The organism is Limnomicrobium aquaticum (genome assembly GCF_040545545.1).
Classification (GTDB): domain Bacteria; phylum Pseudomonadota; class Alphaproteobacteria; order Rhizobiales; family Rhizobiaceae; genus Ensifer_A; species Ensifer_A aquaticum.
Window position 1 is genome coordinate 201858 of record NZ_JBEPMB010000005.1, and the last position, 26140, is coordinate 227997.

Below are 26140 nucleotides of genomic sequence, written 5' to 3' on the forward strand. Positions count from 1 at the left end.
TGGGAGACCCATTTGAGCACGATCATACTCCTGTGGGAAAATTTCGGTCCCATGCATGACGACCGGGTGCGCGCGCTTGTGCGAGCCTGTGGAGGCAAAGCGCGTATCGTCGGACTCGAGCTCTTCGGCAAGAGTGATACTTACGCCTGGGACAACGAGGCAGGTGATGATTTTGAGAAGATCACACTGTTTCCAGGTCAAAGCCATTCTTTGAGCCGAACACTGAAAATTGCTGCCGTTATTGTTAGGCACTGCCGTGCGCTGAATGCAGATCAGGTGTTTCTCTGTCACTATGAACTGCCAGCAATTCTCCTTGCGGCATGTATGCTGCGCCTTCTTGGCATGAAGGTTTACGCAATGGGAGATGCGAAGTTCGACGCTTACAAGCGCCATCTTTGGCGCGAAGTTGGCAAGAGCTTCTTTTTTCTACCCTATGTGGGCGCACTATCCAACGAGGTGCGCTCAAAAGATTATCTCCGCTTTCTCGGTATCAAAGCTGGGAGAATTGCAGCACCTTATAACACCATTTCCATCGATCGGCTGAGGAGGCTATCTGGTACAGTGCCTGCACCGAATGGTGCTGCGTTTGCGGATCGGCATTTCACCATAGTTGCTCGCTTTGTGCGCGAGAAAAACCTTGAAATGGCGCTCGAGGCTTACGCAATATACTGCCGAGCTGCAGATGCTCCCCGTCAACTTCACCTGTGCGGCTCCGGAGAGCTCGAACCTCTGCTCAGACAAAAAGTGGAGGAGCTTGGATTGAGAGATCTTGTGGAGTTTCGAGGCTTTCTGCAGAGCGACGGTATTGCGCAGGCGCTCGGAACGACCCTCGCCCTGATATTGCCAAGCGTTCAGGAGACATTCGGCTTTGTTGTCATTGAGGCGCAGGCTATGGGTTTACCGGTACTGGTCTCGGAAAATTGTGGGTCACGCGATACCCTCGTCAGAACCGGCGTGAACGGGTTTGTTATCGAGCCGGATAACCCCAATGGTCTCGCATTTTTCATGAGTCTCCTCGGCCGCGACGAAGCACTTTGGCAACGCATGTGTGTGTCGGCCTCAAGCTTCGCTGAAAAAGGCGATGTGGATCGTTTTGCCGAGGCGGTCATGACGCTTGTGGCGGACTTTTAGATATCTGTGGGCGTGTCAACTATTTTTTGCCGTCGCGCTTCGAATGTTCGGCCCTTTTGGGATGTTTCAAATGGTCGTGCTATCGAGTAAATTCATAAAATATGTAAATGTGTCGCCACAATTATATGTATATAAATAGGAAACTTGGTCAAGAAATCTATATATTCTGGATTTAATTATGAATCTCGAGGCGTATGTATTTATAGTCTGTCTCTTCATGATCTCCTGTATTTGGATCAAGATCCTGTCCCCTAACGGGGTACAGAGGACGGGGGTCCAAATGATGATTTTCACTTTGTTGTCAACATTAGTGTTCTTTTTCTATTCGAAAGGAATATTGGAGGACGGAGGAAATCCGTGCCCAAAGGGATCTGAGTACCTTATGCCGTTTGGCGTCATAAATCTTTTTATGCTTGTTTTTGTCGTATTTCTCATTTCGGACGCATTTTCGTACAAGGGGGAAAATCAAAAAATATACTTTGATAATTTCTTTAAAAATATAAATAAAAATCTTGGAGGCATGCAATACGCGTCGGCGTTTGTTTTTATTGTTTATTGTTTTTTACATTATCTGACAAGAGATCCCGACCCATTGTGGAGCAGCAATTCTTATCTTCTCATGTTGTCACTTGATTCCGGATATTCTGACACGATTTCTCGGTTTCTCGCATCGATAATCGTCCCGGTATACTTCCTTTGCTGCATCATGGTTGCGGTGTCCTATTCGTCAGGGCGGCTGTTTCCCCTGTTTGGAAACGGGGTTTCTGCTCTTTGGCTTGCAATCTTGCAGATTTCTGCGGCCTCTCGAGCAGCCGGCGTGGGTTTGCTGCTTTTTGCTATCTACCGGGCTGCGTCGGTAGGCGCCTTGCGGCCTAGCGTTTTGGTCGCGGCTACCTTGGGCATGTATGTCATCGTGGCTGCCTTGGCCGGTCGTGGGTCGGGAATGTTCGGTTTAGAAAATTTCTTCATTCAACTTGCTTCACCTCTTAAAGGTCAATTAGGTGTGTCAAATATTGTAGCGAACTTGTTTCAAGGCGCGTTGTCGACCGGAGATGGTCTCGTCGTTGGGGGTGGTTTTTCGGAACAATATAAGTTGCTCTCGTTTTCCCCTCTGCCGTCTTTCATCGATGGCTTCGACAGAATCCGGGAGGCGTCGGAAATCCGGCTTGGGCCGGTATGCCCCATGAGCGCAGTTGCCGAGTTGGCGAATTTTGGTCCGGCTTATTGGCTTGCTTATTCAGTGGGTTACATATCTATGGTCGCCTTCATTAACTCCCGTTTTGTCGTCATGAGAACTTCGCCCGTGATGGTGATGGCGGCCAATGGCTTGTTCACGATATTCTCGATAGTCGGCTTTACATATCCGCTCCGAAATGTATCGCGAATGTTTGTGTATATTTCCATACTTTTGTTGTTTTTCGCTTTAGTGGGTAGAAGTAATCATGATGAGAAAGAGCAAGTTCGAAGTTAACCCATTGGCAATGAGCGTATTTCCCTTGAGACCAAGGGGCCGCAGTTTTGCGTGCATATTGACTTGGTGAGCCACTGCACGATGTGCTTATATAAGTCGCATTTAATCCGGAGCGTGATCAGAAGTTGAGTGCAATTCTACTCGTTTGGGAAAACTTTGGTCCGATGCACGATGACAGGGTGCGAGCTGTTGTTCGTAGCTACAGGGAAAGAGTGCGTGTTGTAGGCGTTGAGCTTTTCGGGAAGAGCTCCACCTATGACTGGGTGGTCACCGAAGATGCCGGTTTTGAAAAGATAACTCTGTTTCCGGAGCAGGATTTTACCAGCAATTCGATTTTGAAGACGGCTTCCGCGATCCTTAAGCTTTGTCGGCAAGTTGGTGCCCAGCATATATTTTTCTGTAACTATGAAAAACCGGAGATCTTTCTCGCCGCCTTGTTGCTTCGCCTGTCGGGCAAGAAGACTTACATGATGGCAAATTCGAAGTACGATGACAAAACGCGCAGCCTTTTCAAGGAAGTTGCAAAAAGCTTGTTTCTCACGCCCTACTTGGGCGGAATTTCGAATGAAGCGCGTTCAGCCGACTATATGCGGTTTCTTGGCATCGACCCTCGGAAGATTGCAAGTCCCTACAATACGCTGTCGCTTTCGGAGATCAGGCGTCTCTCGGCCGTGGAACCGGCTCCTGCGGGACCATTGTTTACAGACCGACACTTTACCATCGTTGCCCGCTTCGTGCCCGAGAAGAACTTGCCGATGGCGATCGAAGCTTACGCACGCTACTGTCAAACGACATCGACGCCTCGAAAGCTTCAGATCTGTGGATCGGGAAACCTGGAGCCTATGCTCAGAGCCTGCGTGAGCGAGCTGGGCCTGGATGACAAGGTCGTCTTCCGTGGCTTTCTTCAGCGCGACGGCGTTGCGCAGGCACTTGGCCAATCGCTTGCTCTTATCCTCCCCAGCATCGATGAGACATTTGGCAACGTCGTCATCGAGGCGCAGGCAATGGGTCTTCCGGTTCTGCTTTCAGAGACTTGCGGTGCTCGTGACACCTTGGTCAGAAGCGGGGTGAACGGCTTCGTCTTTGAACCCGACAATCCCGAGGGGCTCGCGTTTTTCATGGGTCTGCTCGACCGCGACGAAGCACTCTGGCGGCGCATGTGCGGTTCCGCCTCGGCCTATGCTGAAAAAGGCGATGTGGATCGCTTTGCCGAGGCAATCATGACGCTGGTGCCGGTTTCATGAAGGTATCGCGCCAGGTTCTCTTTTGCCTGCCGTCGATCTCGCGCGCTGGTGGCGGCGTTGCCGAGTCCGCAAGGCTGCAGGCATTGGCGCTTGCTTCGGGGCCGGATATCGATGTCTCGGTCATGGCCTTCAATGATGAGCACTTCAATCTGGATATCGGCGGCTGGCAGAATATCCGGGTGCGTTCATTCAGAACCTACGGACCAAAAAGCTATTCCTTTTCCCCGTGCCTCCTTCTCGCGCTTCTGCGGGAGCGGCCGGATGTCGTCCATGTGCATGGAGTGTGGCAGTTTCACTGCCTTGCCGTCTATATTTGGTCTCTTTTGACGGGCGGCATTTACGTGGTCACGCCTCACGGCATGCTTGAGACCTGGATCAGGGCGCGTTCGCCTCGGCTCAAGGCTCTGGTTTCCTCACTCTACCAGAACAGGTTTCTGCGCCGCGCGGCCGCATTCCAGGTGCTCACGGACCGCGAAGTCAACGATGTGGCGGACTTCGCTCACGGGCAGCCGGTGGAGATCATTCCGAACTACGTCGCGCCGTTCAGCCGTGACAATACGCCACCCATATGGTGGCGGCGGGAATACGAGGGTAAGGACGTCTATCTGTTCCTCGGACGCATCCACGAGAAAAAGGGGTGCCTTGAGCTTTGCCAGGCGTGGGGCGATATTTGCGGTCGCAGGAGCGTATTTCGGGATCGGTCATTGCTCGTCTATTGCGGCTGGAATGACGGGCTCACAGGGTTTGAGGATGCAGTCAGCGCCTTGAACGCGCAGTTCGGCAACGCTGTGTTTGCCGGTCCCCAATATGGCGCGGAGAAGCAGCGGAGCCTTTCGCGGGCCACGTTCTTTGTCCTGCCCTCCAAGAGCGAAGGACTTCCCATGTCCATCCTGGAGGCATGGTCGGCGCGTATCCCGGTCGTGATGACCGAGGAATGCAATTTGCCGATAGGCTTCGACCGAAAGGCTGCGATCCGGACCGGCTCAGACAGGCAATCGATAGGCTCATCTTTGGAAGATGCCTGCGCCTTGACGGAAGGAGACCGAAAGACGCTGGCGGAAAATGGATATCTGCTTTTGCAGGAACGGTTTTCGCAGGGCGGCGTTCGCGAAGCGCTCGTCCGGCTTTATGATCAGGCGAGGCAGACGTCATGACGCTTCTTGATGCAAGGCAGTCCAACCCGCGCGAAGGTGGCCCGAGCTTTTCGTTGCGTCACCGGCTGCTCCGCCTCGCCTGGGGCGTCGTTTGGGGCATCTTGGGCCGTCTTTCGCCGGTTCCGTTTCATGGATGGCGCAGATGTCTCCTGCGTCTCTTCGGGGCGCGTCTGGGTGGCACGGCCCGCATTTATCCCACTGCAGAGATATGGTACCCGCCCAATCTCACGATGGGCGAGCACGCCGTGCTTGGGCCGGGCGTCATCTGCTATTGCATGGATCGCATTACGATAGGGGATTACGCTATCGTCTCCCAGCGCTCCCACCTCTGTGGGGGCACACATGACCCCGATGATCCGCATTTTCAGCTTTTGCCGAAGCCTATCGCGATCGGGGCGAAGGCATGGATTGCCGCGGAAGCATTTGTGGGGCCGGGCGTTTCCGTCGGGGAGGGGGCGATTTTGGGTGCCCGCGGGGTCGTGGTCAAAGATGTGCCCGGTTGGGAGATATGGGCGGGGAACCCCGCCCGCAAGTTTAGAGACCGGAAGCGTTTCTAGAGCACGTCCGAGCCAAAAATGCATCAGCGGTTTTGCGTCCGGACTGCGAAAAAACAAAGAGATAGAGTATTTCAGGTGATCTGGTTTTCATCGGAAATCCTCTAGGCTTTATGCGCACTCTATCTTTGTCCTGACGCTCTCCTGACGCGAAAATTGTTCCGATATATGCTCGGGCTCCATTAATTTTATCTGCCTTCATCCAAATGGATGAAGACAATGAGGCGACCGCGAAGGATGTTTCTGTCCGATGGATTGCGGATTGCCTCACCGATGTTCTCACTGGAAAATTACGGACAAATCACGAAATCTCGCAGCGAGCTGGCCGATCGGCAACAGGCTGAAAGGCGATATCTGAGCGACGATCTCGGCACGCTTCGCGCGATCGGCCGCCTGCGCTACGAACTTTTCATCGAACGCGACGGCAAGAAATATGAACATGCCGACCACAGAAACCGGCTGTTCCTGGAGCCGGTCGATTTCGTGAGCCTGAATTTCTCGGTTGGTACGAAAGACAGTCGATCGCTCTCGGTCAGGATGACGCATGCGCACGATGCGCGGGCCGACACCCATCTGAAACTAATTCCTCAGCATTCTGGCCTCAGTGACGAGGAGCTTGCTCATACTGTAGTTCTATCAAGGTTAGCGGTTCGCGACGATATTCAGTCTAAAATGCAAATCCCCAATGTAATAAGGACAGTCTATGAAGCGGGTCTGTCTCTTGGTGCCAAGAATGCTCTCCTGGCTGCCAGGCAACAAATGCTGGCGTTGTTCGACCGCTTTGGATTTATCCGCACACGCGAATGCTTCGAGGACGCGGTTGCAGGCTCGATGCACATAATGCGGCTGGACATGACCGATCGCGAGAATCTGATCGCCTGCCGTTCGCCACTTCTCAAAACCCACGATCAATTCTTTCAACATCAAGAGTTCGTCCCGCAGGAGGAAATCGCATGACACTTTCCGAGCGCAAACACGCAACGGAATATACAGAAGAAGCATATCTGGTCTTCGAGGAACTGGATACGCGTGTCACCCGCATATTCGAGGATGTGAAGGCATGGCGGGGCTGGCGGCTGATTTCCGCGGGCAATACGCCCAAGCAGGAGATCATGGCGCTCGTCCGTGAAATATTCCGGTCCGTCGTCTGGTATCAGGCGCATACGACAGAGGCAGGTTTCCACATGTTCGGCCGGCTTCCGAAGAAGGACGTCCGCCTCATTCAGCAACTGAGTTCGCATAAGGCCGAAGAGGCCGAGCACGGGGTCTGGGCACAAGAAGACCACGCCAAGTCCGGCGGCAGCGCGACGGATAGAAGCATTCCCCCGTCGCCCGCGACCTTCGCCGTCGCTGCCGTCTGGTGGCGGATGGCGCAGGTTGAAGAGCCGCTTGGCTATCTCGGTGCCGAATATCTGTTTGAGCAATTGACGGCTCTGGTAACGCAGGCGGCACTCCCCATCATTGAGGGGCGCGACCTCCCAAGGGAAAGCCTGCGATTTGTCATCGAACATGCAACGGAAGACGCAAAGCACGCCGTGTTTCTGAAGCACCTCATTCTGGATGTCGTCACCCGTTATCCCGGTAGCGGAGACGCGATGCTGCGCTGCTTCGATTATTTCCACGCCGTCTATCCCTTGCCGGTTTGGGACGAGGCCTACGAACGCGCCGTAGGAGGCCTCGGCTGAGCGCAGCTCGGGCAACTGTCCGCGAACTGTCATCTGACGACAGTGGCGAAGCCCCGGCTCGCAAAGCGCGCGACCTCCGGACTTCAAGAGACAGGTCCAGAGATCGCGCTGCACAGGGTTCATGTGTTTGTTGAAAATTGCAGCCGAAAGATGCAATATCGAACAAATACAGCATTGGGTCCGCGGCGACATTCCGACCGCAAATGGTGGGCTGGAAAAGCATTATTAGAATCGAATTCATAAGCAGAAGCGTCAAAGCGCGATGGATAGCATCATTGATCGCATCTATGAATCAGCGTTCATACCCGAAATATGGCCGCGTGTTTTGTCCGATATCGCCAGGTTCGGTGATGCGGAGGCCGGGATACTTTTTGCCTTGCACGGCATGGAGAGCGGGTGCTGGACTTCTTCCACGAATGCCAGGGAACCCATGGAAAAATACCTCTCCGGAGGCTTCGCCCAGTACAATGTGAGGCCGGCAAGGGGTCTGGCAAAGCGATATACGGGCTTTATGGCAGACACGGAAGTCATGACACTGGAGGAGATCAATTCGAATCCGATTTATGAGGAAATTCTCCGCCCCGCCGGCTTTGGCTGGTCTGCCGGGTCCGTCGCCAGCGTTCCGACCGGAGATTTGCTAGTTTTCAGCTTTGAGCGGCGTCAGGACCGGGGCCCGTTCGATCGCCCGGCCCTTTCAAAGCTCGACACGCTCCGGCCGCATCTCGCAAGATCAGCCTTGTTCGCCGGCCGCCTGCACTTGCAGCGCATAGCAGCCTTAACACAGGCCATGAGTTCACTCGGACTTCCGGCAGCCGCGCTGGATTCAAGAGGCAAAGTCTTGCTGGCCAATGACGAGTTTCATGACCTGAAAGAGCAGGTTTCCATTCATATCGACGACCGGCTGCTCATCGCCAGCAAAACTGCCAACCAGCTGCTTCGCGAGTCGCTGGAGGCGCTCGCCTCCGGCACAGGCGATGGCGGCTCGATCCCGATACCCGCGGGAGCCGATGGTGGCGTGCCCATGGTGGCCCATATCGTTCCCATCAGGCGCGGCGCGCATGATGTGTTTGCGCGGGCGGTCGCCCTGCTGATCGTGACGCGCGTGGAGCGGCCGGGTCCACCGCAAGCCGATCTCCTGGGGACCCTGTTCGATTTGACTCCCGCTGAAGATCGTGTCGCCCGACATCTGGCTGACGGCCTGACGATAGACGAATGTGCACGAACGTTGGGAGTGACGATTGCGACGGTGAAAACTCAAATCCGCAGCATCTTCAACAAGACCGGAACCGCAAGACAGTCGGAGCTTCTGCAATTGATCGCAAGTACAGCTTTTATCAGAAGGCCATGATCACAGATAGCTTTTTGCATTCAAATCGATGCAGCAGGTATCTCAGCTCCACTCTGGATTGTTTCCGGTGAAACGGGATCACCGGAAACAATAGGCCCATTTGCCTGGAGCATTTCCGATGAAAACCGGATCACCTGAAATGCTCTATCTCTTTGTTTTTTCGCAGTCCGCACCCGAAACCGCCGCCGCACCTTTGGAGCGGACACGCGGTTTGCGCCCGCGTCGGAGCAGCGTATTTGTGCGGCTTACCACCCCTTGGCGTCCAGGAATGCTTTCAGCCCCTGTGCGGCCTCTGACATGCCGGTCGCGTTGAGGTGGGCTCCGTCAGATTGAAAGCGGGAGCTGTCGATAACACCTGCGGAGTTCAAGATGTATGGGCGCCAGTCATAGGTGTTGCCTGGCCAGCGTCGAGCCATCTCGTCGCGGATCTGTGTCTTGAGCGTGTTGTCCCCGATGGCCGGGGGAATAACGAAAAAGCGGCCATGGCCGAGAGCCGAGATGCAATCCTGCAACTGGTCGCAATAGCCTGAAACCGTCGTCAGCCCATTCGGCGAGCCATCCCAAAAAACGGTGATTGCGGGCAGGAGTTCACGGTTATTCGGGTCAAGGATACGGCTCCGGATGGCTGTCATGTCGGAGCCGCCAACTCCGGTCGCGGTCACGATCCGGTCGGAAAGGGCGCAATAGGCGATCGGCATCCCGACTCCGCTCGCCCCGCCGATATAGCTGTCGCCCTCGAAGCGCACCGCAGTCATGCCCAGACACCAGACGGCGGTGCTGGTGATCGCGCCGGTCCATGCCTCTCCGATACCGGAGGAGGCCAGGTGAAGTCGTGCAACACCCGGTGCCCCTTGGCTGAACCAACTATGAGTATAGGCATTCCCGTTGAGCTTGGCGGAAACCGTCGTGAGACCGACGCGAAACTCCGCGGTGAACTCTGCGTCGGGTGCGACGGTCCCGAGGTTCAGGTCCGCCTGTTGTATCGACGCCGACGTCACAATGAGATGTAAGGATGTATCCGGCCGGTATTCCAAACGTACCCGGCTTTGCACTGAATTCCCGCTTGCCGAAGTCAGCGTCAGGTCGTCGCTCAATTCCATGACAACCTGTGTCGTATCAAGGGAAGCGGGAGTTTTGGCGGTCACCCGCTGGCGATATCCGCCGACATTCCAGCCCTTGAACGGAACGGCTTCCTTGACGGTAATTTCGTCGACGATCACCGAATTTGCATTTGCAATAGTGTCTGCGCGAAACATGACTATGGCACAGTCAGGCGCCGCAGACGCAGTGCCTGTCCATGTCCCGACAGGTGTATAGGGCGGGATGACCGACTTTCGGAAAGCTGCGGTCGTTGCGCCAAAAAATGCCAACCTGCTGCTGAACGCGCCCGCGACAAGCTTGTATCCGCCCTGATATGCTCTCTTCGGGTCCATCGGAATGGACTGGTAGGCAGCAACTGCCGAAAGCGCTCCGGTATTGTTCGTCAGGACCAGGCGACCGCTGTCCCAAGAGAGAGACACATTGACCGCGTTCGAGGTCCAACCCGCAACATCGCTGTCGAAATTGCCGTTTCCAACAAGCTCGGGACCTCGAACATATGCTCCGATGGTCCGGACAAGACCGGAGCGTTGGCCACCCGCGGCCTCAAGCAGAGCGGCTTCAGTCCCGTATTGCTTGCCATTCAACCATCCGCGATTGTTCGCCGCGTCCAGCACAAAACTCGCCGGCACGTTGGTGGGATCGCGTGCAACCCAGGTTGGAGCATGCAAATGATCGGATGGATAACCAGCGGAAGCGGCGAGATCAAAGGCAAATGTCAGGCCCAGCATCAGGAATGTCCTTCTGTCAAATTCGGAAGAGACCGAGTTTAACATCGCGGGCATCTGAGTTAGTCGGGGGAGGTATCCTTCCCCTGATGACGCATACAAGGAGCATCAGACGCGTTCAGAAAAAGGTCTTTAATTTCGAGTGGTTATGCGTTTGGGCACGCCGCTTGTGGCGTGCAGCTCGGGCAATATTTGAAAGAAAACCGAATGCGGACTTCCCCGCTTCCGTGTCTGCCGCAGCACTTCGCTGCAAGCCTTGCCTTTTGATCTGCGGTGACAAAGAACAGGCCGCCGCCTGTATCGGCACCTCTGAACGCCTTCCTGAAATCTATTACTTCTCTCGTCCCGGCGCATCCGAGCGGCCCGGTTCCATGAGCAGATCTCGGTAGGTAGTTTTCAGTCTAGGTGAAACGCTCTGAAGAATCTGAGCGCGTATCCTCACTGCGTTTGCGTTTCCGGGCGAGTAGAATCTCGACAGGGCGAGATATTGCATGGTGACGTCGGCATCATTGTTCATGGTGTTCATCACCATGGCGGCCGCCAACCAGGCTGTTCCGTCGCTGGGGCTACACCTCAAGAAGTTCAGCAGGAAGGCGTGGGCTTCGGCGAGTTTCAGCTGCGTTTCGGGCAGGGGCGCATATCCGTAGATAAGATCCAGCTGATTCAGATGCAGTTCCTTGCGAACACCAAGGATCTCCGTCAGGCAAGCCGTTGCCCATCGCGTGGCATCCCCGCCCGCAATCGACTTGTACATATCTTGCGTAAGGTCGGCCTCCCGAAGAGCCGATCGCGCGGACTGTTCATAACCGACGACCGCGACGTTCCCAAATGTGATGAGGAGCGAAAACCCCGCTGCCAAGCCCCAAATCAGCGCTCCAACTAGCCGCATCGCTTACACCAACTAACCTCATCGCTTGCACAGCGTCTTGCGAAAGAAATTCCATTGACAGTGGAAACCGGTTTCGCGTCCGGAGTTACGTCAAAACAACGAGATAGACCGCAGTTAGCCCTCTTGGTAGTACGACTTGTATCGATAGGAATAATATTCCGACGAACCGTAGGATTCATAAAGCCTGGACTTGGCGGAATCCACTTTGTTCAAGATCGCGCCGGCACATTTGTCGAATACGGGTCCATTCTTCGCCAGTTCGTTGCGAACTGACTTTCTTGAAGTTACCCCCCATTCGATCACCAGGAGGAAACAATCCAGCTTGCTCGCGATCGCCCGGGCGTCGACCACCGGTCCAAGAGGCGGAAGATCGACGATGATATAGTCAAAATTTTCCGCCGCCTTGTTAAGGAGATTATCCATCTCCGGCGAACTTAAGAGGTCGGCAGAGTAGGGGATCTTATGTTTTATCACCGCCGGCAGAAACGCCAGTTTGGTCTCCGGATTGAAAAGTAGAGCATCTGGCAGATACGCTCTGTTTTGCAGTACTTCTATGATGCCGTCCCTGGCATTTTTGCCCAGCTTGCGGGTTGCGCCCGGATTTCGTAGGTCCCCGTCGATCAGGAGCGTCCTCGCACCCTGATTTGCGAGCAATTCCGCAAGGTTGATGGACAGTGTAGACTTGCCCTCTCCCGGCAGGATCGAGACCAATCCAACAACCTTTGGCCTCTTGCTACCCGTTTGAAGATCGACGGCAATCTTCGCGCTCCTGAGCGTTTCAGCAAATGACGAGAGAGGATTCTTCACGACGTAGCTTGTTACCGAGGAGGTGCTTACGATTGCTCTCGGGTGCACACTTTCGTTCTCCATGTCTGAAGCAACCGTGACCGACTTGATGGTCGGAACCATCCCGAGCGGGTCGAGGTTCAATTCCTCCCGGATATGTTCGGGCACTCGGAAAAACCGATCTCGGTATTCCCGGAAGGCAGCGAGACCAGCCCCAGTCAACAGCCCCAGGACAAGGCTCAAAAAGAGTGAGATTCCTTTCTTGGGGCTGGAAGGTGCCTCGGGCACTATTGCCGGGCTGATAACCCGCGCCTCGGTGACCGGAAAGGATTGCTGCTGAACGGACTCCTGATATTTTTGCAGGAAATTCTGGTAAAGGTTTTTATATGTTTCGGATTCTCGCTCCAGTTCCCGCAACTGTACTTGCGCGTCATTTGCGGTAATGGAAACATGTGTTGCAGCGGCAAGCTGCTGATTCAGCCCGGTCACACGCTCACGGGCGATCTGAGCTTCTACCTGATAGGTTTGTGCAATGCGCCCGAGCTCAGCAAAAATCAGTTTCTGATATTCCTTCATGTCCGAGCGGAGTTGTTGTGCTCTGATATGATCAGGGCCCAGACGTCGGGAGATGTCTGACTCAAGTTTCGACGCTTCGACAAACTTGCTGCGCAACGAATTGATCACCTGATTTTCGAGCGACTCTGTGACAGCGGAGTTAATGTCGCCGGAATCGATGATCGTCTTGATGCTCGAGTATTTCGCGTTGGCAGTCGCCAAATTGGACTGGGCGATAATGAGTTGGGCATTTGTTTGAGTAAGCTGCTGGTCGCTCAGAAGCGTCCCGTCAGTGGATATCAGCTGGTTTTCCTGCTTGAATTTCTGTACCGCAAGATCGGTGTCGAGGGACTTCTGCTTCAGCTCGGCTATGCGCTGCTGCAGCCAATCACCTGCGCGGCGGGTTGCTTCATATTTCGAGTTCAGCTGGTCGTCGAGATAGGCTTCTCCATATTGCCTCACGATCCTTGCTGCCAGTTCGGCGTTCGGAGACGTGTAAGAGACGCTCAAGACATAGGTTCGCCCCTTTCGCGCGACCTCGATGTGATCTGAAAGCCGGTTGACCGCCTCGCGCATCAACTTTTCACGGTCAACCGCAGGAGACCCGCCTTCAAACCAGCTCCTGAAGTTCAGCAACGACCGTAGTCCCCCGACAGCGAGCGCCAGGGGACTTGCTTTCACGTCCATAAAGCTCTTGTTGTCGATCAGCTCAAGCTTCTCGGCCACTGCTTGGGCTATACGATCAGACTTTAGAAGCTCAACCTGGCTAAGGATGGAAACGTCATCGTCTGCCACGCCCGAAATCAGCGACAGCTGATCAACGATCTTCTTATTGTTTGTATCGATGAGGAGTTCAATGGAAGACGTGTATAGCGGAACTGCGGTGAGGACATACGCAAATCCCAATAGAATTGCGGCCGCCACCGCAATCGAAACAACCTTCCATTGGCGCCTTGCAATGGCAAGCAGCCTGTCGATATTCGCGGATGTTTCATCTTTTTTAGAAAGCTCATCCCCAGTTTGCTGAGAATGCGTACTCAAGGAATTCAACACAGCGTTCCTCAGCCTTCAGGCAAAGCCAAAACGAAAGGCGAAATGGGCGGCTTCCATCCCCCCAAAAATGTCTCAGGACGGACTTGCAGGGACCGAAGCTGATCCAGTGCCGCTGAACGAAGTGCCGCTGCTGGCATTGCTCGACGCAGCCTGACTGTTCGCGCTTGTGTTGCTGCTGCCCGCAAAGCTGTTGGCCGCGCCGGTGGTGCCCCCGCCGTTCGTGCCATTTCCACCGGCTCCTGTTCCGGCCGCGCCTGTTCCGGAAGCGCTCGCGGACGTGTTGCCACCAGCACCGGTGTCGCTACCAGTCCCCGATGCGTTCGTACCTGTGCCGAGGGCAGCCGTTGCGACGGCACTCTGACCGACCGCGAACGTGGAGTTCATTGCACTTGCAATTTCCGCAGGCGCAGACGCGGCAATTGATGCAACGGAAGCCTGGATACTGGACGCGAGTGCGACATTGCCGGCCTGGGTCAAACGCGCCACGGCTTCGCCCATACCCTTCGACGCGGCCTGCGCCAACTCCTTGTTACCCGAATTGGCTGCCAATTGAAGAACGTTCGACGCAGCGTTCGCTCCCGCTGTCCCGCTGGAAGCCAACTGGCTTATTGCGCTGGACAGTCCTTCCGGGTTGCTTGCGAAATCGGCCAGCATCTTGCCGGGATCGCTTGTGTATTCTGCGATCTTCTCAGGTGTCAGAGCTGCGGCGGGCGCAGCCTGTTGGGTCTGCTGCGTCGTCGCCTGTTGGGTCTGTTGCGCGAATGCATATCCCGATGCAAGCGTCATGAGCACACTGCTCAGCAGAGCCATGGAATGCTTATTGCGGGTTCCAAAAGACATCTGAACAATTCCCTTTTTAAATATGTTTTAACTCTAGCTCATTGCACAATTTGCGGCAAGAAGATCACAAAGAGGCAGACTTATCGCGCAAGCGAGCGAACGGCATTGCGTGTGGTCAGAATGTCCGATGTGACATTCGAATGGGTGTCGGAAACGCCATTCACGAGGTTCATGAACTTTGTAATCTCGACAGAGTCGGAATTGGTGACGTAAATGATGTCGCCATCGCGCATCTTGAACTTCTGCACGGCGAAAAGCATCGACGGGTCGCGAAGGTTGGCCTTCATGACTGTCGGAATTGTTTCGCCTCTGAAACGTGACACATCGATACCCGCGTCGACAAGAGTCTTCCGAGCAACGTCACGATAGAGGAATACCTGCGAGGGATCGGCTCGACCGTCGAGGAGGCCCCCGGCCTTGGCAAGCGCTTCCCCCAAAGTCAGATCGGCTTCTTCGAAATTATACTGGCCACTGGCTCCCGTTGCGCCGAAAGCAAGATAAGTTCTGCGTTCCCGTTCGACATAGACGGTGTCATTCGGGTGAACGAAGATGTTTTCCTTGGGATTGGAAACGATCGTCTTGAACAGTGCGGTTGCCTTTTTGCCTCCGCGTTCCATTGTGACGTAAGATTCAACGCTGGGTGCGGCAAGACCGCCAGCCTTCGAAATCACATCCAGAACCCTGTCGCCGGTCGATACGGCCATCTGGGCAGGCTGATTGACATCACCCAAAATAGACAAATTCTGTGAAGCGCTGGAAACTGTGGTGATCACCACTTGCGGTTCGATGGCCCGACTGGCGAGCTTTTGAGCAATTTCGGTCTGTGCGGAAGCAACCGACCTGTTGGTGACCTTTACCGGGCCGGCGTAGGGAACGATAACTTCGCCCTTGCCATCAATCGTCTGCTTGGGCAGCGTCACATAATTGCCCTGCGTCGTTGTTGCACCGGCAGGAATGAAGAGGCCACCGGCCTGAGCCTCGAAAATGGTGATCTGGATGACGTCTCCCGGCCCCAGGTCGGTTGATGGCTTGGAATTCCCCATTCCGAAACCATCATAGAGCGAGTCATGGCGAGAATAATCGAAGTAAGGCAGCATCCTGCTGTTGATGTCGAGAAGCGCATACTGGAAGCGCGATTTCGACTCGTCGAGGTTGTTTGTGACGGTCGCGTTCCCGACGACATCCTGACGCGAGGGACCAGAACTCGGTAAAGCTGTACAACCTGTTGAAGTCACAAGCAAAACTGCTGCGAGTGTGCCTTTCAACCCATTGATGTTAAACATGAGTCCCTCGAAAAAAATTCTGAAATATGCATAGGAGGTAAATCAGATTTGGCCGCATTGCAACGCAAGATAGCTTCTTTGCCGTCGTTACCCGCGCTCTTTGATGCGGCTGTTGCTGCAGGGCAACATGCCATTAAATTCTGCCTGTTCGTAAGGCGTTCTCATCTAAGCGGATGAAATTATGTGCAGAAATCTTCCGCAAAAAATCAAATACCGAAGGAAACGATCTTTGAAGATCTCCACACGCCTTGCGAGCGCCGATCGAAAATGGGCGTGACCTTCAACAATGCTTTTGCATAAGATGAGTGCGCTGAGAGGCGAGGCACTCCGAAAGGACACGTTGGAAGACATTCAGCATGGATAATGTGGCACCGGTCGACGTTCATGGACGACTTTCGCTTGTTACGTGCCTCCTGCAAGGGATGTACGGTATCCTGGTTGTTCTCATACTCCTGCCCGAGGGGTCGGTAAGATCCGCGCCGCTCTATCTCCTGGCCATTCCGGTCTTTGTCCTTGCGGCAATTACTTTCGCTGCGACCTCGCCGGCCCGACAGCATCGGTTCATGCTGAAAGCGACTGTTGTCTTGGCGGCATTGCTGGCGCTGTGGGCATGCAGCCAGGCCCTTCGCTTTGAGGGTAATCCTTTTGCCAATCCGGTCTGGAAATCTGCCTCCGAGGTGCTGGGAGCGCTTCCGGGCTCCATTTCGATCGTCCCTGCGGATACGCTGGCCACGATAATCCCGGTTCTGTTGCCTTTTGCGGTCTTCACGACCGGAGTGCTTCTATTCCAGTCGGATGCATCCGCGACACGGCTGCTGCGGTTTCTTGCGATTTCAGGCGGTCTGGTTGCCCTTTACGGTCTCATTCAGTTTGAATTCTTTCCAGACTATCTGATGTTCCGAAAAAAGGACTATTATCTGGACGATCTGACTTCGGTCCTGGTCAATCGCAATTCCATTGCGACCTATCTGGGTGCAGCGTTGTTGATCAATGCCGGTTTTCTCTTCGACTCGCTTATTCCCGTGTCACCGCGCCGAGGGCGTGCAGGTGCAGCGTTTCATGCTCAGCGGCTCATTCAGGTGGACACCTATTCTGTCTTGCATGGCTTTCTGGCATTCGTGACTTTGCTCGCGCTGCTTCTGACGCGATCTCGGGGAGGCATTGCTGCAACCTTCGTTGCTCTCTCCGCGCTTTCTGTCTTTCTCGTCATCGACGGCTATTGGCGTATCGGCCAACGTACGAGGCGGCCGTCCAACGGCATGGCTCGCCCAAGCAAATGGGCTTCCGTGTCTGTCGCAGCGGCATTCATTGTCCTGATCTTCTTCCTTCTTGGTGGGCGGGTTCTCATGCGCGCCGATATGCAGGGAGCGGAGGATGCCCGCTTCTGCGCCTATCCTTCTATTGTGCAGTTGCTGAAGGACAACTGGCTTTTCGGAACCGGGCTGGGAAGCTTTCGTGAGGCCTATGAGCGCTACCAGGATCCGCTTTGCGCTCACAACCGGCTTTGGGACAGGGCGCATTCTTTTTATCTCGAGGGCTGGATTGATCTTGGCGTCATCTTCGTCCCCCTCCTGTTGGTCGCCGTCGGTGGCTTGATCCTGATTTTCATATCCGGGATCAAGAACCGCAAGTCTCGCCGCTGGGCGTCTGCCTCGGGTGCATCAGTGCTTCTTCTGTTTCTGCTACACAGCATCGTGGACTTTTCGATCCAGATTCCGGGTGTTGCGGTCTTCTTCGCCGCCATTATGGCGGCAGCATCCGTTTTGTCGTTGAACCGTGTTCGCAGAAACGGGGTCCGTCAGAAACGTGGACCTGATGGTCCGAATTTTACCGGGCTTCACCAGACATCATGAGCGCCTCGCGGGCTGAATTCGCGCGGAACTCCGGCCTGTCAGGCCGGGTGGCATGTTGGCTCAATCGTCTACCCGCATCCGGGTCACTTCGTTTCGATTGTGACCTTTCTTGAACTCAATCGTCACATGCTGACCTTCCTTCGGCTCGGGGAGATTTGAGCCTTCGGGCAATTTATAGCGCGTGCCATCGCCCAGGATCACTGTTCCGTCGCCCACATAGCGAACCTTTCCGCGTGCATCGCCGGCGACCGCCATCCCCGCGGCAAACGTGTAAATAGCCAGTACCAACACGGAAGCGGCAAGGCCTGAAATCCTGCGCATCCTGCAACCCCTCTCGAGTCCAGATATCGTGACGTCTCTTCTACATGAGAGATAATGCGGGATTCTGCCCATTCAATGGAATTCCGGGTCTCAAAGTATGACAGGGCCAATCGACTTACATTTTCGTTCATGCACGTTGCGACGGCACCTTTCGACAGTCAACAGGCCGGTGACCTATTCCAGTTTGGTACAGAAAAGACCAGTTCGGTAAAATTTTAAGTTCCGATTTAAATGGCGTCAAAGACCTCTCCTGTAAAAATGTTTTCAAGAGGAAGCGATAAGGCCCTCATCAAAAACAACGGGTACAAAAAGTACTCGGGCGGAAGCAGGGTTGTGCCATGCGTAAATTCCAGCGGATTCTTGCCGGCTTTGTACTTGCAGCGGCCATGATGAATTCCATTCCCGCCTCGGCATTTTCGCTGGGCTCGCTGACCAGAAACCTTGGGGATGAGGCCAAAAGGGAGTTTATCACCGTTTCCCATCGCACCGTTGGTCCGTATGCGGGTGTCGTGTTCTGCCAGGCCAATCCGGGAGAGTGCTCTGCCAAGCGGACGCGGTGGTCCCGTCTTGAAGTCAGCCTTGATGAAAAGCGGTTTGCGCAGCTGCAGTCGGTGAACCTGAAGATCAATCAGGCAATCCGGCCGCAAAACGATGCCAATGGCCCCGGAGGCGATGTCTGGTCGCTGGCGCCGGAGGCCGGCGACTGCGAAGATTATGCAATCACCAAGCGTCATGAACTTGTCTCGCATGGCTGGCCGACTAACGCGCTGCGGCTTGCTGTCGTCTATACCGCATTCGGCGAGGGCCACATGGTGTTGGTGGTCAAGACAAATTCCGGAGATCTCGTGCTCGACAACCGTGTCGATGCCATTCGTCGCTGGGACAGGACGGGTTTGAAGTGGCTGATGATACAATCCGCATCGAATCCCAAAAAGTGGATGTCGGTGGCGCAGGCCAAGGTGTGAACTCCGCTTCAAGTCGAGCCGAAAGGCACTGGTCAAGCGCCAGCCATTGCTCGCCAACGTCGTAGAGCTCTTGTCGGCCGAGCGAGGCGATGTGCCTCAGAGTTCCTGTACGGAGCCCTCGGCGATCCTCAATATGCTGAGCCGACCCGTCGCGTATGCGCCGGTATCTATCCCGATGCGATTGCGACCATAGGTGACCGTGGTTTGGGGTGTGTGGCCGTGTACGACAGTGAGCGGCAGGGACGGTCCTTCTGTGAGGAAAGGCTCTCTGATCCACATGAAATCCATCGGATCCTGTTCCTCAATCGGGACGCCGGGCTTGATGCCGGCGTGGACGAAGAGCAGGTCGTCTCGCTGCGCCCAGAGTGGGGTCTGGGCGATAAAGTCGCGGTGTGACTGCGGCACATGTGTTCTGAGCAGGTCGAGCAGGACTTCGTCGCCCAGACGGCGATCCCGCGCGGGATCTAGAGCCAGGCCATAGGAACGCAAGGTTTCCCTTCCGCCCATGTCCAGCCAGCCCCATTCGTCAAGCGGACGATCGAGAAAGCTCAGAAAAACGTCGTCGTGATTTCCACGCAGGCACAGCCTCTCGAAGCGGGGAGCTTGGCGCTCGCGCAGACGATCGAGCACGCCGGCAGAATCGGGGCCGCGGTCTACATAGTCTCCGAGATAGACGGCAAGCGCGCGCTCGTGCTCAGCGATGTCTGCTTCAATCTTCAGCTCTGCTTCCAGCAACAGGTCCAGGCGGCCGTGGATATCGCCGATGGCGTAGATCTTGTCGAAGGAGCCAGCCGGAATTTCAATGCCTGCTGCATCGCGCCTGGGCTCCCGTGCCGAAGCCTTCGAGAGAAATTTCTTCACCCACCGCAGCATTTCTATTCCCATTCCGGGCTATCGGAGCCGATCGAACCGCACGCAACATATTTAGTGAGCCAGTTGGAGATTGCAAATCAGCGGTCTGTGATCTGAACCTTGATTGGGGCCCGTTCGGCAGTTCGACAGAACGTTTCCACGATTGGTCAGAATATGGTCGATCGGTGATCCGAAGAAGGGGACACCTTTGCGCACAGCCATGCGGGTGGGGGGTGCGATCAGTGCGGGTTGCTCGTGCAAGTCGCCGTCCGAGACGATTGCCTGGAAATTGGGATCCCAGCGGGTGGCGTTGAAATCGCCCAGCATCAGCACTGGCTCCGTCTCCAGGCGGACATAGTGGGCGACATCCCAGAGGTAATTGTCGCGTGCCCTCAGTTCGGCCCGTTCCTTCAGGGTTGCCGGGTGAATGCCCCACACGACCAGCCGTCTATTTTCCACATTCAATTCTGCGCGAACCATCGAATTGTTTTCAACCATCTTGTTCGCCTGCTTCAGGATGGGAAATTTCGTGAGAATCAAGACATCGCCGGCGAGTTGCGTGCGGTAGGGGAACAAACCGTAGAGTTCCGTGACCACACCCTGTTCCCGTCCGTCTGTTTCCTGGATTGCGACGATATCCGGTGCTTCCTGCTTCAGCCACTGATAGATGTCGCTGCGGTTGCGATCGTCGGCGAGCCAATTGAAGGTGATCACCTTCAACGTGGGACCCGTTGCGGGCCCGGCATTTCGGTACCAGTCTAACACGGTTGGGGAAACGAAATCCGCGGCCACGACAAGCGCCGCAAGTCCTGCAGCCAGCCGGAGGTGACGACGGAACAGGGCAATCCCCAGAAGGAAGACGATACTGGCTGCGAGAAAATAATCCCAGAACAAATAGGCCATCGACAGGATATGGTCCAGTTGAAGCTCATAACGGCGAGCCAGCAGCAGGAGGCCTATGATAACGGCGGGAGCCGTCTGAAGAAGTCTCTTTCGCATGCGGCCTTCCGTTTGGGCTTCTGTCGAGATTTGGCTTTGGTATCATCGCAATACGTCGGTTTCTTAGCGTGTCATAACAAAATCTGGGATATTTTCAGGCCTTGGAAGAGAAATTGTGGGGCGCTTCTCAGCATGCCCGCATGTTTGACATCGGCTGCCTGCAAGGTAACAAAGGCGATGAAGTTTGAGTTCGCGTTCGGGAGAGGGACATGGCTGGTCAAGGGATAGCACTCGTCACTGGTGGGGGCACGGGGGTCGGAAAAGCCATCGCCAAGGGGCTTTCCGAAGCGGGATGGACCCTGATGATTGCAGGGCGGCGGCCTGATGTTCTGCAAGAGGCATCCCAAGAGATCGCCTCCGGACGTTCCGCTGAAGTCCACACCGGCGTTGCCGATGTGGGTGATCCCGCCTCTGTCCGGTCGCTATTCGAAGACATCGAGCGCCGCTTTGGACGGCTTGATCTTCTTGTCAACAATGCCGGGCTTTCGGCCCCCGCTGTTCCTCTGGACGAGCTTGGGTTTGAAGACTGGAGCCGCGTGGTGTCAGCCAACCTGACGGGCGCCTTCCTGTGTACCCAGCAGGCCTTCCGCATCATGAAGGCGCAGAATCCCGGAGGTGGCCGCATCATCAATAACGGTTCGATTTCCGCCACGACACCGCGGCCGAATTCCGCCCCTTATACGGCCACCAAGCACGCGATCACGGGGCTGACCAAATCCTGTGCGCTCGACGGCCGCGCTTTCGACATTGCCTGTGGCCAGATCGACATCGGCAATGCCGCGACCGACATGACGGACCGGATGCGCGCAGGCATCGTGCAGCCAAACGGTCAAACCATGGTCGAACCAACGATCGATCCAAAGCTCGTGGCGGATGCTGTCGTCTACATGGCCGGCCTACCGCTCGACGCCAATGTTCTGACAATGACGGTCATGGCGACCAAAATGCCGTTTGTCGGGCGTGGCTAAGGGCGGTTGACTAAGTTCAAAACTCGTTGGAAATGGATCTGCCGGTCGAGAACGAACATCAAAGGACACCCCAGGCGCGGTAACGTCCACGGCCCGTCATTTCGCGCAGGTTCAGCTCCTTGGTGAGCACCAGCGCGCCTTGCGGCGTGATATCCAGCTCTTGCGCAATGAGACTGGCAGAAACCACCGGTCTGGCGATGACCAGATCGACGAGTTGCGGAAGCCGGGAATGACCACGCCGGTTGGCTGTGCGGCGCTCGAGCTGTGCGCGGGCAGCCAGGAGACGGTCGTGTTCCTTCAGGCCTGTGGCGGCCGTCTCCTCAAAGCTCTCCAGGATCGCCAGAAGTCGCGTCATCCGGCTTGGCGCGCGTCGGCGATCGATCTTGATCGCCTTGAGACCGACATTCAGAGGCGGCAGATGCGCCTTCGCGAGGCCTTCCTGTCTCAGCAACGAAGCGGCCAGTTGTCGTCCCAGTTCCGTGCGGTGCTGGAGGACCTGAAGCTGGTTCCACGCGTCGAGCGCAATGGCGGCTTTCAGGACGGGCGGCAGTTCGGCCACGGCGCGCAGGACATCAAACCATTCGTCCAGCCGTGCGTCCTCATCCCAATCGGCGTCGTAAACCAACGGGTCGCGGTCGCGCGAGGGCTTTTGAACGTGCCCCTTGTTGAGTGCGTCGTCGATCAGGGCGCTGCTGCGGCTAAGCAAGGCGTCGATTTCTGCAAATTCGTTGGAAACTTCGTCCGCTTCCGTCTCTTCCTCTGCCTCTCCTTGCGAGGCGACGGCCGGCGCTGGTTGCGCGGCTAGAGCTGCTTCGCCCTCGCGCGCCTCGCCTCGCAATCGCGTGAGGCCGGCGCTGCTGAGCGCCCATTCCGGATCGTGGCCGGCGATCTGGCGGCGGCTGCGCAGGACGGAATGTGCAATGGTCAGCTCGTGGGTCGGCGTGCGGGCGTCGCGTCGTGCATCGTGCAGCACCAGGTCTTCGACATGCACCAGTTCGCCATCGACCCACATGGAAGAGATCGCGTCCGCGAAATCCTGTCTCTCCAGAAATCCGCCCCGAATGTCCGACCGCGAAATGCATTCATCAAGCCGGGCAAGCGCTTCGGTCGCCCGACATGTGGGGCCGAACAGAGCCGGAAAATCGATTCGCTTCAGGTCATAGGACATTCACGAACGATAGGCCATTTGGCGTCGGCTGACTATCGCCGCCCGATTACGCCGGACGGCGTCCCCAGCAAATGAAATCCGCATTGGCGAAATCGCTGTCCGAGGACTGGTTTCGCTTGCCGTAAAATAGCGGATTGCCGTCAGGTCCGACGGTTGAGCCGCCTGCCGCGCGAACGACGGCGTCGCCGGCAGCGGTGTCCCATTCCATCGTGCGGCCAAAGCGCGGATAGATATCGGCTTCGCCTTCGGCAATCAGACAGAATTTCAGCGAGGAGCCCACGGAGCGATAATCGCGCACGCCTTCCTTTTCCAGGAACGCAACGGTTTCGGGACTGTTGTGCGACCGGCTCGCCACGGCGACAGGCTTATTGGGGCAGGGGCGCACGCCAATCGAATGACGGGACACGAGGCGTCCCCCTTCGCCAATGACGAGTTTTTCCGCTCCCGTCGCGTCCCCTCGATAGAGCACGCCCTTGGCGGGCGCATAAACCACGCCTGCTACGGGTCGACCGTCCACGATAAGAGCGATGTTGACGGTGAAGTCCTCGCTCTTGTTGATGAATTCCTTCGTGCCGTCCAGCGGATCGACAAGGAAGAAACGACCGGACCCGGTCGCAGGCATATGACCGGCGGCGCAGGCCTCTTCGGCGATCAGCGGGATATCGGGATACGCTCTCGTCAAGATGTCGGAGATGATGGCTTCGGCCTTCTCGTCCGCAATGGTGACGGGCGACTGGTCGCATTTGATGCGAACTTCCGGTCCGGCGCGAAACACAGTCATGATCACGGCGCCTGCCTCAATGGCGGCAGCCGTGAAAATCTCAAGCATGGGGTCTTTGGTTGTCATCATGGTTCTCGCGCCGGCAAGGCGCTGCCGACGCTTGTGCATATATTATCGACGGACTTTCGCCGCAAGCCGCCGTCCCCAGGGTTCGCGATCACGACAAGCGTCCAATCAGGGATCAAGCACTATTTTGCCTGAAACGCCGCGTTCCATCAACCGGGTCAGTACTTTTGGCGCTGCCGAAAGCGGTTGGCGTGCGCCAATCAGCGGTTTGACCTTGCCCTCGAGATACCAGCCAAAGAGTTCGCGAACATTCTCGGCATAGGTGGCCGGCTCGTGCTGCGTGAATGCGCCCCAGAACACGCCCACGAGGGAGAATTCCTTGACCAGCGCGAGGTTGACCGGCAATTGCGGAATGCGCCCGGCGGCAAAGCCGACCACCAGGTAGCGGCCATTGCGCCCCATGGTTCGGACCAGCGTGTCGAACGTGTCGCCGCCGACGGGGTCGAACACGACATCCACGCCTTTTTTGCCTGCAAGCTCGCGCAACTGATCCTTAAGGTTGTCGTAGCCGATGACATGGTCAGCCCCGGCCTGGCGCGCCGCATTCCGCTTCTCCTCCGAGGAGGCGATGGCGATGACTTTCGCGCCCATCGCCTTGCCGATCTGCACCGCGGCAAGCCCGGTCGCGCCGGCGGCGCCTGCAACGACCAGCGTCTCGCCCGGCTTGAGCAATCCGCGTTGCTTCAGGGCGTGATGCGATGTGCCGAAGCCGCACATCAGCGCGCAGGCATCCTGGTCTGTGACCTGATCGGGCAGGGGGATGCATTGCGCCTCGGCGAAAACGCCCTTTTGGGCGAAGGCGCCGGTGCCTGCGGTCGCGACAACGCGAATGCCCGGTTTCAGACGCGTCACCTCCGGACCGACGCTTTCGATGACGCCTGCCATTTCCATGCCGGGGATGAAGGGAAGCTCGGGTGTCGCCTGATACAGGCCCTGCACCAGAAGACCATCGGGATAATTGACGCCGATGGCGGCGGCCTTGATGACAACCTGCGAGCCTGTCGCCTCGGGCTCCGGTAAATCAACGAAGGTCAGCCCATCGATCGGGCCATAGGCGCTGCAGAGGATCGCCTTCATCAGACTTTCTCCTGCGTATGGCGCTTCAGTTCCTCGCGCGCGATCTGCCGGCGGTGAACGGCGTCCGGTCCGTCGGCGAAACGCAATGTGCGGACGTTGGTCCATGAGCGGGCGAGCGGCGTGTCCTGGCTGATGCCCATGCCGCCATGCATCTGCATGGACTCATCGATGATCTTCAGCGCCATGCGCGGTGCGGCAACCTTGATCTGGCTGATCCAGACGGCCGCCTCCTTCGGATTGCCCCGATCGATCATCCAGGCGGCCTTCAGGCAGAGGAGACGAGTCATCTCGATCTCTATGCGGGCTTCGGCAATGATGTCGAAGTTTGCGCCGAGTTCGGCCAGCTTCTTGCCGAAGGCCTCGCGGCGCAGCGCCCTCTGGCAGAGCCGCTCCAGCGCCATTTCGGCATGACCGATGGCGCGCATCGTATGGTGAATGCGCCCGCCGCCAAGGCGCCCTTGCGCAATTTCGAAGCCGCGGCCTTCGCTGAGTAGCAGGTTGGAAGCCGGCACACGAACATTCTCAAGCTTCAGATGCATGTGCCCGTGCGGCGCGTCGTCGTCGCCGAAGACTTCCATGGCCCGCAGTTTCGTGATGCCGGGTGTGTCGGCGGGCACGAGGATCATGGAGTGCTGCTCGTGCTTGCGCCGATCCGCGCTCGGCGTGTGCACCATGACGATATAGATCTTGCAGCGTGGGTCGCCGGCGCCGGACGACCACCATTTTTCGCCGTTCAACACATAATGATCGCCATCGTGTTCACAGCGCATGGAGATATTGGTCGCGTCCGAGGAGGCGACATCCGGTTCCGTCATCAGGAAGGCAGAGCGGATTTCACCGTTCAGCAGCGGCTTCAGCCACTTTTCCTTGTGCTCGGGCGCGCCATAGCGCTCCAGCACTTCCATATTGCCGGTGTCAGGCGCAGAGCAGTTGAAAACCTCGGCCGCGAGAAAGGACTTTCCCATTTCCTCGGCCAGATAGGCATATTCAACCGTCGTCAGTCCGTAGCCGTTCTTCGAATTTGTCAGCCAGAAGTTCCAGAGACCGCGCTCCCTGGCTTTCTTCTTCAGGCTTTCGAGAATTTCCGTCTGCCGCGGTGTGAATGCGAAACGGTTGCCACCCTCGGCCTTCCCTACCTCGGATAGATACTTCTCGTCGAGCGGCATGATCTCGTTGCGGATCATGTCGCGAACGGCGGCGTGAAGGGGCTTCAGGCGTTCGCTCATACCCAGCGGCATATTGTCTGCGCCTGCGACGATCTCGGACATGAA

Annotated in this window: 23 protein-coding genes; 11 read left to right on the plus strand and 12 right to left on the minus strand. The window is 56.4% G+C overall.

Annotation, left to right across the window (positions count from 1 at the left end; translation table 11 throughout):
• Window positions 1-12: 12 nt before the first annotated feature.
• From ABID16_RS16375 to ABID16_RS16410, 8 genes are all read left to right on the plus strand, one after another.
• Complete coding sequence (locus ABID16_RS16375) at window positions 13-1131, plus strand: glycosyltransferase (RefSeq protein ID WP_354557427.1); 1119 nt, start codon at window positions 13-15, stop codon at window positions 1129-1131.
• Window positions 1132-1411: 280 nt separating this feature from the next.
• Window positions 1412-2602, plus strand: a complete 1191-nt coding sequence (locus ABID16_RS16380) for a hypothetical protein (protein ID WP_354557428.1) — start codon at window positions 1412-1414, stop codon at window positions 2600-2602.
• Window positions 2603-2766: 164 nt separating this feature from the next.
• Window positions 2767-3846 carry a glycosyltransferase family 4 protein gene (locus tag ABID16_RS16385; RefSeq protein ID WP_354557429.1) on the plus strand — a complete coding sequence of 360 codons (1080 nt, stop codon included), beginning with the start codon at window positions 2767-2769 and terminating at the stop codon, window positions 3844-3846.
• Window positions 3843-5000 carry a glycosyltransferase gene (locus ABID16_RS16390; RefSeq protein ID WP_354557430.1) on the plus strand — a complete coding sequence of 386 codons (1158 nt, stop codon included), beginning with the start codon at window positions 3843-3845 and terminating at the stop codon, window positions 4998-5000. Before ABID16_RS16385 ends, ABID16_RS16390 begins: the two co-directional genes overlap by 4 nt.
• Window positions 4997-5557 (plus strand): LbetaH domain-containing protein, encoded by a 561-nt coding sequence (locus tag ABID16_RS16395; protein ID WP_354557431.1) that lies wholly within the window; start codon window positions 4997-4999, stop codon window positions 5555-5557. The genes ABID16_RS16390 and ABID16_RS16395 overlap by 4 nt, the downstream gene beginning before the upstream one ends.
• Before the next feature lie 234 nt (window positions 5558-5791).
• Window positions 5792-6511: a hypothetical protein gene (locus tag ABID16_RS16400; RefSeq protein WP_354557433.1), complete on the plus strand. Its 720-nt coding sequence runs from the start codon at window positions 5792-5794 to the stop codon at window positions 6509-6511.
• Entirely contained in the window at window positions 6508-7239 is a 732-nt protein-coding gene (locus tag ABID16_RS16405) for an iron-containing redox enzyme family protein (protein ID WP_354557434.1), read from the plus strand. The genes ABID16_RS16400 and ABID16_RS16405 overlap by 4 nt, the downstream gene beginning before the upstream one ends.
• A 262-nt stretch (window positions 7240-7501) precedes the next feature.
• Window positions 7502-8587, plus strand: a complete 1086-nt coding sequence (locus ABID16_RS16410; RefSeq protein WP_354557435.1) for a helix-turn-helix transcriptional regulator — start codon at window positions 7502-7504, stop codon at window positions 8585-8587.
• 245 nt (window positions 8588-8832) lie between these two features.
• On the opposite strand, the gene ABID16_RS16415 is transcribed toward ABID16_RS16410, so the two are convergent.
• The 5 genes from ABID16_RS16415 to ABID16_RS16435 all read right to left on the minus strand — a co-directional run bounded on the left by ABID16_RS16415 (window position 8833) and on the right by ABID16_RS16435 (window position 15819).
• Window positions 8833-10416: a hypothetical protein gene (locus ABID16_RS16415; protein ID WP_354557436.1), complete on the minus strand. Its 1584-nt coding sequence runs from the start codon at window positions 10414-10416 to the stop codon at window positions 8833-8835.
• Window positions 10417-10744: 328 nt separating this feature from the next.
• On the minus strand, window positions 10745-11302 hold the full coding sequence (locus tag ABID16_RS16420) for a hypothetical protein (RefSeq protein ID WP_354557437.1): 558 nt from the start codon (window positions 11300-11302) through the stop codon (window positions 10745-10747).
• A gap of 114 nt (window positions 11303-11416) precedes the next feature.
• Window positions 11417-13684, minus strand: a complete 2268-nt coding sequence (locus ABID16_RS16425; RefSeq protein ID WP_435532438.1) for a polysaccharide biosynthesis tyrosine autokinase — start codon at window positions 13682-13684, stop codon at window positions 11417-11419.
• A gap of 84 nt (window positions 13685-13768) precedes the next feature.
• A complete protein-coding gene (locus ABID16_RS16430) occupies window positions 13769-14536 on the minus strand; it encodes a hypothetical protein (RefSeq protein WP_354557439.1) in 768 nt (255 codons plus the stop codon).
• A gap of 80 nt (window positions 14537-14616) precedes the next feature.
• Window positions 14617-15819 (minus strand): polysaccharide biosynthesis/export family protein, encoded by a 1203-nt coding sequence (locus ABID16_RS16435; protein ID WP_354557440.1) that lies wholly within the window; start codon window positions 15817-15819, stop codon window positions 14617-14619.
• Between the two features lie 563 nt (window positions 15820-16382).
• Between ABID16_RS16435 and ABID16_RS16440 the strand changes: the two genes are divergently transcribed.
• Window positions 16383-17672, plus strand: coding sequence for an O-antigen ligase family protein (locus ABID16_RS16440; RefSeq protein ID WP_354557441.1), 1290 nt, complete (start codon window positions 16383-16385; stop codon window positions 17670-17672).
• A gap of 60 nt (window positions 17673-17732) precedes the next feature.
• Here the strand turns inward: ABID16_RS16440 and ABID16_RS16445 are convergent, their stop codons facing one another.
• Complete coding sequence (locus ABID16_RS16445) at window positions 17733-17993, minus strand: hypothetical protein (protein WP_354557442.1); 261 nt, start codon at window positions 17991-17993, stop codon at window positions 17733-17735.
• 338 nt (window positions 17994-18331) lie between these two features.
• Between ABID16_RS16445 and ABID16_RS16450 the strand changes: the two genes are divergently transcribed.
• Window positions 18332-18958, plus strand: coding sequence for a transglutaminase-like cysteine peptidase (locus ABID16_RS16450; protein ID WP_354557443.1), 627 nt, complete (start codon window positions 18332-18334; stop codon window positions 18956-18958).
• A gap of 96 nt (window positions 18959-19054) precedes the next feature.
• On the opposite strand, the gene ABID16_RS16455 is transcribed toward ABID16_RS16450, so the two are convergent.
• Complete coding sequence (locus tag ABID16_RS16455) at window positions 19055-19843, minus strand: metallophosphoesterase family protein (protein ID WP_354557444.1); 789 nt, start codon at window positions 19841-19843, stop codon at window positions 19055-19057.
• A 39-nt stretch (window positions 19844-19882) separates the two neighbouring features.
• Window positions 19883-20809 carry an endonuclease/exonuclease/phosphatase family protein gene (locus tag ABID16_RS16460; RefSeq protein ID WP_354557445.1) on the minus strand — a complete coding sequence of 309 codons (927 nt, stop codon included), beginning with the start codon at window positions 20807-20809 and terminating at the stop codon, window positions 19883-19885.
• A 209-nt stretch (window positions 20810-21018) separates the two neighbouring features.
• Here ABID16_RS16460 and ABID16_RS16465 point away from each other — a divergent pair, with 209 nt between their 5' ends.
• Window positions 21019-21777, plus strand: a complete 759-nt coding sequence (locus ABID16_RS16465) for an SDR family oxidoreductase (protein ID WP_354557446.1) — start codon at window positions 21019-21021, stop codon at window positions 21775-21777.
• A gap of 58 nt (window positions 21778-21835) precedes the next feature.
• Here ABID16_RS16465 and ABID16_RS16470 read toward each other — a convergent pair whose 3' ends face one another.
• The 4 genes from ABID16_RS16470 to ABID16_RS16485 all read right to left on the minus strand — a co-directional run bounded on the left by ABID16_RS16470 (window position 21836) and on the right by ABID16_RS16485 (window position 26107).
• The gene (locus tag ABID16_RS16470) at window positions 21836-22945 is read right to left on the minus strand and encodes an RHE_PE00001 family protein (protein ID WP_354557447.1); all 1110 of its coding nucleotides are present in this window, start codon (window positions 22943-22945) and stop codon (window positions 21836-21838) included.
• A 46-nt stretch (window positions 22946-22991) separates the two neighbouring features.
• A complete protein-coding gene (cysQ, locus tag ABID16_RS16475; RefSeq protein WP_354557448.1) occupies window positions 22992-23795 on the minus strand; it encodes a 3'(2'),5'-bisphosphate nucleotidase CysQ in 804 nt (267 codons plus the stop codon).
• A 105-nt stretch (window positions 23796-23900) separates the two neighbouring features.
• Complete coding sequence (locus tag ABID16_RS16480; RefSeq protein ID WP_354557449.1) at window positions 23901-24869, minus strand: NADPH:quinone oxidoreductase family protein; 969 nt, start codon at window positions 24867-24869, stop codon at window positions 23901-23903.
• Entirely contained in the window at window positions 24869-26107 is a 1239-nt protein-coding gene (locus ABID16_RS16485) for an acyl-CoA dehydrogenase family protein (protein ID WP_435532439.1), read from the minus strand. The genes ABID16_RS16480 and ABID16_RS16485 overlap by 1 nt, the downstream gene beginning before the upstream one ends.
• Window positions 26108-26140: the final 33 nt, after the last annotated feature.

Bases quoted from the DNA above. Each gene is read 5' to 3' on its own strand.
- ABID16_RS16380 (WP_354557428.1), top strand. From the start codon at position 1,412: ATGATGATTTTCACTTTGTTGTCAACATTAGTGTTCTTTTTCTATTCG.
- ABID16_RS16385 (WP_354557429.1), top strand. From the start codon at position 2,767: ATGCACGATGACAGGGTGCGAGCTGTTGTTCGTAGCTACAGGGAAAGA.
- ABID16_RS16390 (WP_354557430.1), top strand. From the start codon at position 3,843: ATGAAGGTATCGCGCCAGGTTCTCTTTTGCCTGCCGTCGATCTCGCGC.
- ABID16_RS16395 (WP_354557431.1), top strand. From the start codon at position 4,997: ATGACGCTTCTTGATGCAAGGCAGTCCAACCCGCGCGAAGGTGGCCCG.
- ABID16_RS16400 (WP_354557433.1), top strand. From the start codon at position 5,792: ATGTTTCTGTCCGATGGATTGCGGATTGCCTCACCGATGTTCTCACTG.
- ABID16_RS16405 (WP_354557434.1), top strand. From the start codon at position 6,508: ATGACACTTTCCGAGCGCAAACACGCAACGGAATATACAGAAGAAGCA.
- ABID16_RS16410 (WP_354557435.1), top strand. From the start codon at position 7,502: ATGGATAGCATCATTGATCGCATCTATGAATCAGCGTTCATACCCGAA.
- ABID16_RS16415 (WP_354557436.1), bottom strand. From the start codon at position 10,416: ATGCTGGGCCTGACATTTGCCTTTGATCTCGCCGCTTCCGCTGGTTAT.
- ABID16_RS16420 (WP_354557437.1), bottom strand. From the start codon at position 11,302: ATGCGGCTAGTTGGAGCGCTGATTTGGGGCTTGGCAGCGGGGTTTTCG.
- ABID16_RS16430 (WP_354557439.1), bottom strand. From the start codon at position 14,536: ATGTCTTTTGGAACCCGCAATAAGCATTCCATGGCTCTGCTGAGCAGT.
- ABID16_RS16435 (WP_354557440.1), bottom strand. From the start codon at position 15,819: ATGTTTAACATCAATGGGTTGAAAGGCACACTCGCAGCAGTTTTGCTT.
- ABID16_RS16440 (WP_354557441.1), top strand. From the start codon at position 16,383: ATGCTGAAAGCGACTGTTGTCTTGGCGGCATTGCTGGCGCTGTGGGCA.
- ABID16_RS16445 (WP_354557442.1), bottom strand. From the start codon at position 17,993: ATGCGCAGGATTTCAGGCCTTGCCGCTTCCGTGTTGGTACTGGCTATT.
- ABID16_RS16450 (WP_354557443.1), top strand. From the start codon at position 18,332: ATGCGTAAATTCCAGCGGATTCTTGCCGGCTTTGTACTTGCAGCGGCC.
- ABID16_RS16455 (WP_354557444.1), bottom strand. From the start codon at position 19,843: ATGGGAATAGAAATGCTGCGGTGGGTGAAGAAATTTCTCTCGAAGGCT.
- ABID16_RS16460 (WP_354557445.1), bottom strand. From the start codon at position 20,809: ATGCGAAAGAGACTTCTTCAGACGGCTCCCGCCGTTATCATAGGCCTC.
- ABID16_RS16465 (WP_354557446.1), top strand. From the start codon at position 21,019: ATGGCTGGTCAAGGGATAGCACTCGTCACTGGTGGGGGCACGGGGGTC.
- ABID16_RS16470 (WP_354557447.1), bottom strand. From the start codon at position 22,945: ATGTCCTATGACCTGAAGCGAATCGATTTTCCGGCTCTGTTCGGCCCC.
- cysQ (WP_354557448.1), bottom strand. From the start codon at position 23,795: ATGATGACAACCAAAGACCCCATGCTTGAGATTTTCACGGCTGCCGCC.
- ABID16_RS16480 (WP_354557449.1), bottom strand. From the start codon at position 24,869: ATGAAGGCGATCCTCTGCAGCGCCTATGGCCCGATCGATGGGCTGACC.
- ABID16_RS16485 (WP_435532439.1), bottom strand. From the start codon at position 26,107: ATGCCGCTGGGTATGAGCGAACGCCTGAAGCCCCTTCACGCCGCCGTT.